Consider the following 12,274-nt stretch of genomic DNA (forward strand, 5'->3'; position numbering starts at 1 on the left):
ATAAAATAAGAGAGCCACCTTTTCCGGTGGCTCTCTTATTTTAATAACTCAACATTAAAGCTTTTTTCTATATATCTTTTTGCTTACATCCTTCTGAAAAAGTGTTCGCGGATGCCGGTATAGCTGTTTAAAATCTTCCTCGCTTATTTGCCCTTTATAAGGCACAAAAAAGTGTTCGGTTTTCCAGTTACGCCAAACCAGCATGTACGATAATTTATAAGGCAATAGTTCGGGCAGTAACACCTTTGTCCACCAGTCGGCCTGAGGTACATTTTCATATCCAACTTCTGTAAGGGCCGGTATCTTGTTATGTTTTTTTGCGACGGTATTTAAAATTTCCAGTCGTTTTTTTATATCCTGCACAAAGTAGTTTACGTTTGAATCACAGTAAATATCGGTACCGATAACGTCAACGTAATCATCACCCGGGTACCTGTCCATTAATTCGTTTTCTGTAGTATATGGTCCTGCCGAATAAGCAAACAACAGGTTATGCAGGTGTTTCTCATTGCGCAGGTAATCAACCGTAAACTTCCACAAAGCTTTAAACTCACCCGGAGTGCATGACGACTTTCCCCACCAGAACCAGTTACCCGTATGCTCGTGAAAAGGACGGTAAATAATCGGCACGCCCTTATCGTTTCCCTGCGCTTTTAAAATAAAGAATGCAAACTTATCAAGCCAGCTTACATAAACAGACTTATACTTTGCATCGTTTAGTATAGCGTTTACCGAACCCAAAGGAGTACTCCAAGCGGTTTTTCCGGTTACAGGATCGTTCAGGTGCCAGCTGATAGTGTTTATGCCTCCGCGTTTATACGTTTCCTGTATAAACGCTGTCATTTGCTGAAAGTTTACACCATCAAAATTGTCCAAACTATCGCGTTCCAAACTCCCTAAATCCCATCCGTATACTGCAGGATATTCACCGGTTACTTCCTTTACATCTGATTTTCCTGGTATATTTTTCCATCCTACACCGTAAGCCAGGTCATCCTGGTGACCGAACATAATACCTTTATCGGTTAACCTTGCAAGGTTTTGATAAAGCATTACCGTTTCGGCGGTGGCATTCTTATCAGAAGGCATTACCTGCGAGCGGCTGCACGCCGGTATTAAACTGATAATGAGTATAGAAGAAGCAAAAATCCCAGCTTTCATAACGTGGTAACCGTTTTTAATCATGCGTACCGTAATATATTTGTTTTTGTTTTGATTTATTAATATTTTTATGGAATGAACAAAAATTTGATCTGGCGAATAGGCTTGTACATCGTTCTTATAGTGCTAATAGTGTTTTACTTTAATGTTTTAAACCAAGACCATCCCGAAATACAATCGGTATTATTTTTACCCGCAGTAATAATCGTTTTATTCGCTTTGCTTTACGATCAGTTTTTCCCTAAACAAGATCCTCGCAAGAGAAGAAAAGATTCTTTATAAATTTCCTGTCAATCTTCAGCAGTTACTTTTCCCTTTATCAGTTACAGTTTTTCTGAATAGCGTTATACGCCTCTTTATACCCCAACTCTCCGGCCTTACTTAAATCCAAACAGCCTCCGTTCTTATCGCGCATACCTATTTTGGCAAGTCCGCGCAAATAGTACGCTCTTCTGTCTTTATTATTCAGTTCAATTGCTGAGTTGTAATCAGCTACAGCGTTTGAAAAATCCTTGATCATAGCCCGCGCCTCGCCCCTGCGGGTAAATGCAAGGTTGTAGTTTTCCTGAAGCTGCAATGCCATGTTGTAATCAAGTATGGCCCCTCGCGCATCTTTAAACATAAATTTTGTATAGCCGCGGGTTAAGTATGCGTCAGGATTTTTTGAATTGAGTTCAATTGCTTTTGAACAGTCAAATATTGCCCCAACGGTATCTTTAAGGTTCAACCTTGCACCCGAACGGCTCAGATATATCTCTTCGTTTTGCGGTTGCAGTTTCAGCGCGACGTTATAATCGTCACGCATACCCAGCGTATCTTTCAACAAGCTTCGTACTACTCCTCTGCGCAAATATCCATCAATGTTTTTAGGCGCACGTTCAAGGGCAAGGCTATAATAATCAAGCGCCGACTGATAATCACGCTGCTCCATTTTCAAGTTGCCCATTATAATGCAGGTTTCGCCATTGGGGTTCAATGTCATTGCCTTATTGATATCTTTTTCAGCTTCTTCAAACTCTTTAAGCTTCATATGTACAGTGCCACGGTTTGAATAAGCTTCATACGAATTTGAATCGATAGCTAACGCGGTTTCAAAATCGGCCATAGCGCCGTCAATATCCTCAATGGCACTGCGGGTAACGCCTCTCCTGATATAAAGCGTTAAATTTTCAGGGCTTAGTTCAATCGCTTTATTGTATAACTGCAGCGCACCGTTATAATCTTTTAGTTTAAAGCGTAGTTGACCCAAGTTGAGGTAGGTATCAACGTAATTAGGACTATTAGCCATCACCTTTTCAAAGTCTTTCATTGCGCCGTTATTATCACCCATTTTACTTTTTGCGATACCGCGCCGTAACAAGGCATCCCAACGTGATGGATTAATTTCAAGCGCCTTGTCCAAATCAGCTAAAGCCTCTTTATAGTTTTCCTGAAAAACTTTCAGCTCACCACGGGCCGCGTAACCTTCTTCACTTTTAGGATTTGCCTTAATAGCCATGTTCAAATCTTCCATAGCGCCGGCAGTATCAATAAGGTAAAACTTACCACGTCCGCGCAGTACATACAGCGAAGCATTATTAGGGCTATACTGCAAAGCCGTATCGGCATCAAACACGGCCTGCTCAAAGTTTTGCATCTCAAGATTAAGGTTGGCACGGTTTGAATAAGCATCAACATACTTTGGATTCAGTTGTAACGACTTATTAATATCCGCCATGGCCAAATCTTTATTACCCAGATTATAGTAAGCTAAACCACGGTACAAAAACAGTTCGGCATTAACCGGATTAAGTTCTATTGCTTTTGTGTAATCCTCAACCGCGCCCTTATTGTCTGATGTATTTGATTTTGCATTACCCAGATAGTGATACAGATCAGTAAGCTTAGGATTAAGCTTTATAGCCATGTTATAATCATCTATGGCACCTTTATTATCGTTCAGGTTTGATTTTGCGTTACCGCGATAGTAGAACGCTTCGGCATTTTTGGGGTTCAGCGCAATGGCTTTATCAAAATCTAAAATCGCGCCCCTGAAATCGGCCATATTAGCACGTGAGTTTGCACGGTAATAATAAATATCTGCGTTCTTCGGGCTGTATTTTAATGCTGTGGTATAATCTTCAACAGCGCCGGCATTGTTATTCAGATTAGCCTTAGCTACACCGCGGTACTCATAAAGTTCATAGCGTTTAGGTGCAAATTCAATAGCTTTTGTAAAATCAGCAACAGCGCCTGTATAGTCACCTATGTTGCTTTTGGCATTGGCGCGATAATGATATACATCAGCACTGCGTGGATTCACTTTTTGCGCCAGGTCAAAATCCGCGATTGCATCTTTATATGATTTCAGGCTGGCATACGCATTTGCACGGTATAAATAAGCGTTGGGGTACGACGCCTTTATTGATATTACCTGTGTATAATCTTTTATAGCTTCGTTATAATTACCGCTATTTGAGTAAGCGTTGGCACGATAAAAGTATATATCAGCATTTACCGGGTCGAGCTCAATGGCTTTGGTAAAGTCTTCAATAGCCTCGCTGTAGTTTTTTGCATTAGCCTTGGTATTGCCGCGCTGGGTAAGCACATCGGCAGTTTGAGCATATGCAAGTACAGGGATAAATAAGAACAGAAATAAAAGTTTCTTCATGTTTAGCACTACTATTGATAAAGGTTTAGCCATTAAAATATTCCAAATTCGTCCATCATCCAGTTACTTAAATAGGCAAATAATGGCGGCGGAACCTCATGCGCCAGATCAGGGTACACAAACAGCTTATATTCGGCCTGCTTAATGCTGTTAAGCATAACAAACTCATTGGTTGGTGGTGCCAGGTTATCAAGCAAGCTGACAGCCAGCAGTGCACGTGTTCTCAGGTTTACCGCAAAATTCTTCAGGTCGTAATAATCCAGGTTGTCAAAAATCTTTTTCAGCGGTACAAACCTTTCCTTGCTGTACCTGGCAAAACTGCTCATTGGCCAATCGGCGCTACCTTCAAGCGCCCTGTAATCACAAAATACCGGGTTATTTGCCGAACACAATTTTATCCGGCTATCAAGGCTGCAGGTAACAATACTGAAATAACCGCCCATACTTCCACCGGAGCAAATAATGTTCGTTGAATCAAGTTCGGGCCGTGAGCATATAAAATCAACCGAACGGATACAATCCATTATTGCGCCGCGCAATATATACCGGTTCTTGTTTTCAATATCAGTAGTTAGATATCCTTCACGTGTTGGATGAACCACATCACGGCTGTTACCTTGTCCGCGTACGTTAAAGGCGAGTACCGCCAAATCGTCCGAACCAAAAATAGGCTTCACTCCTGTTCCGCCGTAGCCCGGCAACACCAGCCACACAGGCAGTTTTTTGTTAGGTTTGCGTTTTTTAGGTAATGTGAGCCATCCCCTTACTGTAAGATTGTTCAACGACTTTGTTTCAATCAAATAAACGCTTATCCCATTCTGTTCCAGATCGGGCTGCTCAGTCATTTTAAAATTTGGCTTTATATTTTGTAATTCGGCGCGTGCGTTAGCCCAAAAGTCATTAAAATCAGGCGGTGCGGGGGTGTTCGACTTCAGTTCATTAGTGTTTATACCGAATACTTTCCTTAGCGTATCATCATACTCGGTTACGTTAAGCATGATCTGTATCTTGTAAAAACCGGCCGTGTTGTTATTCGGAACTTTAATGGAAAACTTTGCGGTGCTTTTTTTACCGATGTTTACCTTCATTGAGTTTTGCGACACCTGCTGATTTTTCATGGTAGTAACCAGAAAGCTCAGCGTACCTTCCTGCACTACATCATAGGTGTTAACCACCTTTATGTCGTAACCGATTTTATCGCCTGATTTATATATGGCTTCTTTTTTTAAGGGTGATGCTTCAAAGATGAATTCAGGTTGATTTGTTTCAGCAGCTTCCTCCTCTTCCTCATGCTGCGCGTAACCTTTAACAACAAGGCAGCAAAAAAATAATGCCAGTATATATTTTAATTTAAACATGCTTTAATAGTAGCCTGATGTTTTTAAAATTTAGTGATCACCGAAAGCAGGAAACTGTTTCCACGACCTGTTGAGCGGCCAACTAAAATGTGGTTAGCACCAGCAAACAAGGATAGCTTTGGCGTGAAATTGTGACCGTAGTTTAGTGATGCCATTGTAAACGAGTAATCTTTATTGATAAGTATATTGGGATTAACTGTTTTATTTATACTTGTTGATATAGCACCCGAAACACCTACGCCTATCTGGTCCTTTTTACCGATGTAATAGCTGAAATTACCTGAATATTTGAACTGAAACGGGCCTTCACTTTCAAAGTACTGCCTTACGCCGATATCGCCGCCAAGACTTATAGATTTTGAGCCAAGCTTACCTGAACCTGAATAGGATATCTTTGCGTCAACAGCAGGTTTTGAAAAACCCAGCGTAGCATTGCTATAAAGCGGTAACACAGCCGAAGCCTGTAACCCGAAGTAATGCTTGAATCCGATATTACCTAAGTAATACCGTAAGCCAACCTCTGCATCACCTAAACCGCTAACCGAGTTTATGCCATCTTCCAAAATGAAATCATTTACCAGGTAAGGCAGCGTAACAACCGCTGTAAACCTGCGCGATATACCATACTCGCCATAAAGCGAAACTGAAGTTGATGAGAAGTACCCGTTTGAAGGATATTTAACAACCTTTCCGCTGCCACCCCACAGGTCATTCGATCTGAAATAGCTTATTGAACCCGACAGTATATATTTGCCTTTTTTTACCGGCATGCCGCCCGCTAATGCATTGGTTAGTGCACTTGCCAAAAGCAAAACGGATAATAAGAGCTTGGTTAGTATATTTTTCTTCATCTTACCTGATATCGTTTATTTCAAATATTGTTCGTGTTTGTTACGGTCATAGTAAGGCAGTTTCATCATACAGGTTAAAGCACCACCATAGCCCTGCCCCGAATTACGACCGATAAAAGTATAGAAACCGCTTGCAAACAGCGTAAAGCGCTTGCTGAATGAGTGGCCATAACCAATGGCCCCTTTTGCATAAGCAAAGTCGCGCACCGAAAATGTATTTAAGCTGAATGATTTGTCTTCGCTGTATGAATAGACACCACCAACATTAAAGGTAAGCTGATCCCAGCGGCTAAGTTTAAAACCTAAAGTAAAGTCTCCGGTGCCTTGTACCGGCGCGTTTAAACCGAAGTATTTATTTACTCCTAACTGGATATCGTAATAAGCTTTTTTACCCAGGCCGCCGGTGTTCATCAATTTTACAGTTGCGCCTGAGTTACCAAGGCCAAGTGACCTTACAGCGGTATTTTTGTATAGTGGCAATATCCCACCTACATATAGCGATATGTAATTCGAATAATTAAAATTTTTCAGCGCGAAATTCAACCCTACCTGCAAATCGCCCGGCCCTGAAGTGTTGGCACTGTAACCGTTAGCCGAAGTTGATGTTAAGAATGAAAATGGCAGGTTTACCGACAGGTCGACGTTACGGCCAAGCCCGTAAATGCCGCTTACACTAAATGAATGCGCCATAAATTTACCTCTGTCGCCGCGCAGGGTACCAACACTGTCCCAGCTTTTGTTGGCTGCAAACAACGAGTAAGATGCTGATATAACATAATGCCTTTTACCAACAGGCCAGCCGGCCAGCAAAGTAGCCGGTATCAGCATATAAAACAGTACTAAGTATTTAAATAAGTGTTTCTTCATGCTGTTATATCTTATGGCAGTAAAAAGTATTCGCGCAGCCATTGTGCCTGGTAACGGTAATAATTCCCATCAACTTCGTGGCCCTTATCAGGTGTTACCCAAATTTCTTTTTTAGCTGTTGAAAGTTTATTAAACAATCCGTAACTGCATTGCGGAGGACAAAGCTCATCAAGCAAACCTATACCCATCAGCACCGGGCATTTAACCAGCGGCGCAAAGTTCAGCGGGTCAAAGTAATCCCATGTTCTGAACAGCCTTTGATCGGTAAAGCCCCGGTTTTGTTTAACATAATTAACCATATAACCCACCGGTGTTAGCTTACCCGGGAACATCTCTTTGGTAATGGCATATGCGTTATGCATATCCGCATATAGCGGCACCTCGGTAGTAACAAGTTTTATGCGTTTATCCAACGCGGCAACAACTATGGCAAGCGCACCGCCCTGGCTTCCGCCATCAATTGAAATACGTGAGGTATCAAGGCCAAGGTTTGCATGCGAGTACAAAAAGTCGAGCCCCCGGATGCAATCCATATACACTGCACGATATACATACCTGTCCTTATCATTAATGTTGTATAAGTTATACTGTATGCCGTGTGTGTTTATAGCATCTTTGGCATTGCCATTACCACGTACATTCAATTGCAGTACGGCAAAATCATCTTCCATCATACTGGGTTCCATGGTAACCAGATAACCCGGCACACGGTAACGTATAGGCAGCTTTTTAGGCCGTTTATTTGGAATAGTAAGCCAGCCTTTAATAGTTACATTTCCCCACGAACGCATTTGCACCAGGTAAACCTTAATGTCTTTGGTTGACAGGCTTGGCTGCTCAACTACGGTAAAATTCGGCGCTATCTTTTTAAGCGAATCTTTAGTGCGTTTCCAGAAATCGTTAAAATCCGCAGGCTTACTTAGTTTAGGGATAATCTGTTCAGGCTTTACACCGAACACATTACGCACGGTATCATCATAAGCATCCAGGTTAAACCTGAAGCTAAGATCATAAAACCCGGCCGCCTGAGGAGGCAGCTTAAATGACAGACTTGTGCCGCCATGCGGACCAATTTTTACTTCCTTGGCAGCAGTATGCATGGTTTTGCCAAAAGCGTCACGCAATAAGTAAGACACCTTACCGTCTTGCTTTATTTTATAGGTGCTTTTGATATTTACATTGTAAACAATGTCATTGTCATTAAAAACTGCAGTTTTTACCGAAGGCTTTATTTTAAGGAGAATTTCACCTTCTTCCTCTTCACCTTCCTGGTGAGTTTCTTCCTGCTGCTGATAAAATAAGGCGTTTGCCAAACAGTTGGCCCGCTCAAATGATAGCAGCAATGCAATGGCAACAAGTAATTTAGTTTTCAAGTTTAAAATCAGTAGTTGATGCAATAACTAATACGGGACACAAATCAGGAAGTTCCACACTTTGAGGAAAATTTTCTTCATTATAGCTTTTAAAAAGTTGTAACCCGATTATTTTTTCACGGATTTTAACTTATTTAATCAAAAACTATATTGAATTCCTTATGTGTGAAGTTTCACATCACATGTTATGCAAAAGTTATTCCTTATTAGTTTAAAAGCAAAAAGAGAGCATTGATTGTTATTCACAAACTCTTAGTATTCCACAAAGCAATGGTTGAGTCAGAAATATTTTTCCAAAGTAAGCCCATATGTGAACAACAGGTTTTCGCTGTTCGTGCGGTTCTGCCGGTTATATGCAAGAGCTGTGGTAAGGCTAAGCCAGGGGTTCAGTTTAAATGAAAGACTGTTGGTTGAGCGGATTATATAATCGTAACCGTAATCGAATGAATTTTGAAGGAATGTACTGCTTTCAATTGTGATCACTTTATAAATAGTAAACCTGAATGCCAGTCTGGCCGAGTTGCGGTAAGTATGGTAAACATCACGTGTGGTATCATTTAAAAACAGATCGCTTTTGTCGTAAAGCACACCATCACTGACATTAAGATAAGCATTTTCTTTATCCAGTATGTTATATGCTAATCCAACCCCTGCCAGTAATTGGTTGTTCACTTTCAACGAATAGCTGGTATTGTAGTTTGCCAGTCCCCAATAATAAAATTTGGGTGTTTGATACAGGTTAAAATCAAGCGAGGTAGAAAAATCATTATTGGTAAGTGCATCCTGCTGACGGCCGTATATCCAGCTGTTGTTGAAGTTCAGCAGCATATCCTTCTTTTTCACGCCGAACCTGAAAGCATTGTTTAGCAAATAAGTATTACCGTCGCGTGTGCGGTTTATCGAGCCTGACGACTGATAAGTCGCACGGTAGTGGGTTGAATCAGTAAATTGTGAAAAGCCATGAAGCCACATACCCGAAATCATCAGAAGCAGAACAATATGTTTGAGTGTTATTGCCGAACGCACACTTTTTTAACAACACGAAGGCGGCAAAGTTTTCCTTTGCCGCCTTCGTACCTTTACTGCATCAAATTATTAAGCAGATAAAGCTTCAAAATCCTCATCAGAAAGTTCAATTTCTGCTGCCTTCAGGTTTTCATGTAAGTGGCTAACTGATTTTGTGCCCGGGATTAGTAAAATATTATCAGCACGTTTAAGCAGCCATGCCAAAGCAATTTGCGCAGTGGTAGCATTGTGCTTAGCCGCTATGCTTTTTATTTTGCTCTCTAATGATTGCGGGCCTGATGCCAGCGGGTACCATGGTATAAAGGCCAGATCATTTTCAATAGTATAATCAAGCACATCCTCCCATTTGCGTTCACCAAGATTGTACAGGTTTTGTACTGATACAATAGGTAATATCTTACGTACGCGCTCAATATCTTCTACTCCTACTTCCGAAAGACCTACATATTTTATTTTACCTGCATTAACGGCATCAACAACTGGTGCAAGGGTTTCTTCAACCGGAACTTTTGGGTCGATACGGTGCAATTGCCAAAGATCGATTGTATCAACTTTTAATCGTTCAAGGCTGCCTTCAATGTTTTTCGCGATAAAACCGGGATTACCGTTTGGCACCCAGTTGTTCGGCCCGGGGCGCTCAAAACCGCCCTTAGTAGCTATTACCAACCCGTTTTGATAAGGATGCAAAGCTTCAGCTATAAGCACCTCATTAGTATGAGGCCCATAAGCATCGGCAGTATCAATAAAGTTAACCCCTGCCGAAACGGCAGTTTGCAGTACGGTTTTAGCATTTTCACGGTCGGCTACATCACCAAATACACCATGGCCGGTAAGCTGCATGGCGCCATATCCTAAACGGTTTATTTCAAGTTCACCGTTAAGTTTAAAAGTCAGTTGTTCTTTTACACTTGTCATGTTATTATGAATTTATTCTATCAGTTTCACATTAACTATACCAATGCACCTGGTTTGTCAGACATAGTGTTTTATTTGAGTTTGGCTTGACAAAAGCTATTTAACAACAAATATTATTTGGCATAGAAAACATTCAATTAACATTAAACTAACACAACTTTTTTGTTTATGTGTTTTTGTCATAAAAACTAATATGGACTTTTCTATCGAATTCAGGGATATTATCAGCATTATTGTGTCGGTAATTTGTGGGGGTGCTATCGGTTTCGAGCGGGAGTTCAAAAACAAATCTACCGGCTTCCGTACTATTATACTCATAACACTCGGATCGACCATTTTCACTATCGTGTCACGTTTTGGCGCCGGTACTGACGACCGTATATCTGCTAATATTATTACCGGTATAGGCTTTATAGGTGCGGGCGTAATCTTTAAAGATAAACTAAATGTACTTGGCCTTACAACCGCCGCCGTGATATGGACATCAGCAGGTATTGGCATGACAGCGGGGATTGGTTATTATTCGCTGGCTGTTGTGTTCACTGTGATTACGTTGTTCGTTCTTATCCTGGTTAATAAAGCAGAAGAAACCATTGTATCACTTCAAAAAAGTAAAGTATTGAAGATCAGTTTTGCGGGTTATGATATCACTCAGCTTACCAAACTTGAGGAAGCCATTAAGCAATTTAAAATGAAAAGTAAACGCGTACAGATATACAAAGAGAACAATGGGTTGTGTGCGGTACTGATGGTTTCGGGCACTCAAAGAAATGCCGACAAATTGGTTGAGCACATGGTACAAATGAAGGAAATAAGCGAGTTTCATTAATTTGTAGCTAAAGCGCAATAATTTGAGGCGAGGTTATCACCGTAATTTTAATTACGATTTATATAGTAAATTTGTGCCGATACCAGCCCGAAACTTATGCTGTCTGAACCGACATACCTTGCAGCCCGTATGGTAGCCTCTACCATTGAAGAGCATTTTGAAAAACATATTGAAGCGGCACGCCTGCAGGGCGAGGTTGACCTGGCTGATAACCCCGGCGCTGAAATAATTGAAGCGGCTATTGATGTTGCTTTTTGGGCAAGTTTGCGCCGCGAGGAAGGTCGGCCGCCAAGGGTATCGCTGGCATTGCTGCAACCTTCGCAATGCGAACAGCCCCTTGCTTTCGGAAGGAAGATCAGGCTTACACCCAAAAATCTTATTAAGCTGGCACCAGCAGTTGAGCAACCGGGCATTCATCTTGGCGTGTGGCGCGAAAACGACGGACTGTACATTTGGGGTACCACACATACCATACCCGGAATTTGCTTTGTACTTGAAGTAGCCGAACCCGGCCTGCTGGTAATTAAACATAAACGTACCGATGGCTTCGGCAAATTTGTGAATGTGGCCATACTAAAAGGTGACGATGTTAAAATTGTAGACGAGCGGACTTCAGGTCTTGGTGATTGCCCCGAATTGCTTACCTCGCTGCTTGGGTTGCCGTTGCCTTATAAAACTGAAAGCAATGTGAATGTGCTGGTACAACTTGCGGCATCAATGCGCTTGCACGGGCGTGGCGGACTTGTGGTTGTTGTACCGCCACATAGTGAAAGGTGGAGAGATTCTATAGTGCAACCCATAAGTTACCCGGTTCACCCGCCTTACACTGCTATAACCGACTTACTGAGACGTGAAGCTGAAGACGGCGATACTTTAGAATGGCAGGAAGCTTTGCTTGAATCAATAAAAATTATTGGAGGATTTACAGCTGTTGACGGCGCTACAGTGCTTACTCGTAACCATGAACTGCTTGCCTTTGGTGCCAAAATAGCACGATCAGAAAACAGCGTACCTGTTGAACAGCTAATAATAACAGAACCAGTTGTTGAAGGAAAAGCCGAGCGCATACATCCTTCTCAAAACGGTGGCACCCGGCACCTGGCCGCAGCGCAATTTGTACATGATCAGCATGACTCTATAGCTTTGGTAGCATCACAAGACGGGCATTTTACCATTTTTTCATGGTCGGAAAAACTGCAAATAGTGCATGCCCACCGCATAGATATCCTTTTATTGTAACTTTG

At 41.7% G+C, this 12,274-nt stretch carries 10 protein-coding genes; 2 read left to right on the forward strand and 8 right to left on the reverse strand.

Translation table 11 applies throughout. The annotated features are described in order from the left end of the window. Window positions 1-54: 54 nt before the first annotated feature. From EOD41_RS11015 to EOD41_RS11050, 8 genes are all read right to left on the reverse strand, one after another. Window positions 55-1,161: a glycoside hydrolase family 26 protein gene (locus tag EOD41_RS11015; protein WP_164849924.1), complete on the reverse strand. Its 1,107-nt coding sequence runs from the start codon at window positions 1,159-1,161 to the stop codon at window positions 55-57. 319 nt (window positions 1,162-1,480) lie between these two features. Next, window positions 1,481-3,811 carry a tetratricopeptide repeat protein gene (locus tag EOD41_RS11020; RefSeq protein ID WP_164849925.1) on the reverse strand — a complete coding sequence of 777 codons (2,331 nt, stop codon included), beginning with the start codon at window positions 3,809-3,811 and terminating at the stop codon, window positions 1,481-1,483. A gap of 32 nt (window positions 3,812-3,843) precedes the next feature. After that, on the reverse strand, window positions 3,844-5,169 hold the full coding sequence (locus EOD41_RS11025; RefSeq protein WP_127704871.1) for an acetylxylan esterase: 1,326 nt from the start codon (window positions 5,167-5,169) through the stop codon (window positions 3,844-3,846). Window positions 5,170-5,192: 23 nt separating this feature from the next. Further along, window positions 5,193-6,020, reverse strand: coding sequence for a hypothetical protein (locus tag EOD41_RS11030; protein ID WP_127704872.1), 828 nt, complete (start codon window positions 6,018-6,020; stop codon window positions 5,193-5,195). A gap of 15 nt (window positions 6,021-6,035) precedes the next feature. Continuing rightward, a complete protein-coding gene (locus EOD41_RS11035) occupies window positions 6,036-6,887 on the reverse strand; it encodes a hypothetical protein (RefSeq protein ID WP_127704873.1) in 852 nt (283 codons plus the stop codon). 11 nt (window positions 6,888-6,898) lie between these two features. After that, window positions 6,899-8,260 (reverse strand): acetylxylan esterase, encoded by a 1,362-nt coding sequence (locus EOD41_RS11040; RefSeq protein ID WP_127704874.1) that lies wholly within the window; start codon window positions 8,258-8,260, stop codon window positions 6,899-6,901. 279 nt (window positions 8,261-8,539) lie between these two features. Continuing rightward, window positions 8,540-9,286 carry a DUF481 domain-containing protein gene (locus tag EOD41_RS11045; protein ID WP_240663357.1) on the reverse strand — a complete coding sequence of 249 codons (747 nt, stop codon included), beginning with the start codon at window positions 9,284-9,286 and terminating at the stop codon, window positions 8,540-8,542. A 69-nt stretch (window positions 9,287-9,355) separates the two neighbouring features. Beyond that, on the reverse strand, window positions 9,356-10,201 hold the full coding sequence (locus tag EOD41_RS11050; protein ID WP_127704876.1) for an aldo/keto reductase: 846 nt from the start codon (window positions 10,199-10,201) through the stop codon (window positions 9,356-9,358). 193 nt (window positions 10,202-10,394) lie between these two features. Here EOD41_RS11050 and EOD41_RS11055 point away from each other — a divergent pair, with 193 nt between their 5' ends. Both EOD41_RS11055 and EOD41_RS11060 read left to right on the forward strand, forming a co-directional pair. Next, a complete protein-coding gene (locus EOD41_RS11055) occupies window positions 10,395-11,030 on the forward strand; it encodes an MgtC/SapB family protein (protein ID WP_127704877.1) in 636 nt (211 codons plus the stop codon). Between the two features lie 96 nt (window positions 11,031-11,126). Beyond that, on the forward strand, window positions 11,127-12,269 hold the full coding sequence (locus EOD41_RS11060; protein ID WP_127704878.1) for a putative sensor domain DACNV-containing protein: 1,143 nt from the start codon (window positions 11,127-11,129) through the stop codon (window positions 12,267-12,269). Window positions 12,270-12,274: the final 5 nt, after the last annotated feature.

Origin of the sequence: Mucilaginibacter limnophilus (genome assembly GCF_004005815.1) — a bacterium.
GTDB classification, from domain to species: Bacteria; Bacteroidota; Bacteroidia; order Sphingobacteriales; family Sphingobacteriaceae; genus Mucilaginibacter; species Mucilaginibacter limnophilus.

Bases quoted from the DNA above. Each gene is read 5' to 3' on its own strand.
- EOD41_RS11015 (WP_164849924.1), bottom strand. From the start codon at position 1,161: ATGAAAGCTGGGATTTTTGCTTCTTCTATACTCATTATCAGTTTAATA.
- EOD41_RS11020 (WP_164849925.1), bottom strand. From the start codon at position 3,811: ATGAAGAAACTTTTATTTCTGTTCTTATTTATCCCTGTACTTGCATAT.
- EOD41_RS11025 (WP_127704871.1), bottom strand. From the start codon at position 5,169: ATGTTTAAATTAAAATATATACTGGCATTATTTTTTTGCTGCCTTGTT.
- EOD41_RS11030 (WP_127704872.1), bottom strand. From the start codon at position 6,020: ATGAAGAAAAATATACTAACCAAGCTCTTATTATCCGTTTTGCTTTTG.
- EOD41_RS11035 (WP_127704873.1), bottom strand. From the start codon at position 6,887: ATGAAGAAACACTTATTTAAATACTTAGTACTGTTTTATATGCTGATA.
- EOD41_RS11050 (WP_127704876.1), bottom strand. From the start codon at position 10,201: ATGACAAGTGTAAAAGAACAACTGACTTTTAAACTTAACGGTGAACTT.
- EOD41_RS11055 (WP_127704877.1), top strand. From the start codon at position 10,395: ATGGACTTTTCTATCGAATTCAGGGATATTATCAGCATTATTGTGTCG.
- EOD41_RS11060 (WP_127704878.1), top strand. From the start codon at position 11,127: ATGCTGTCTGAACCGACATACCTTGCAGCCCGTATGGTAGCCTCTACC.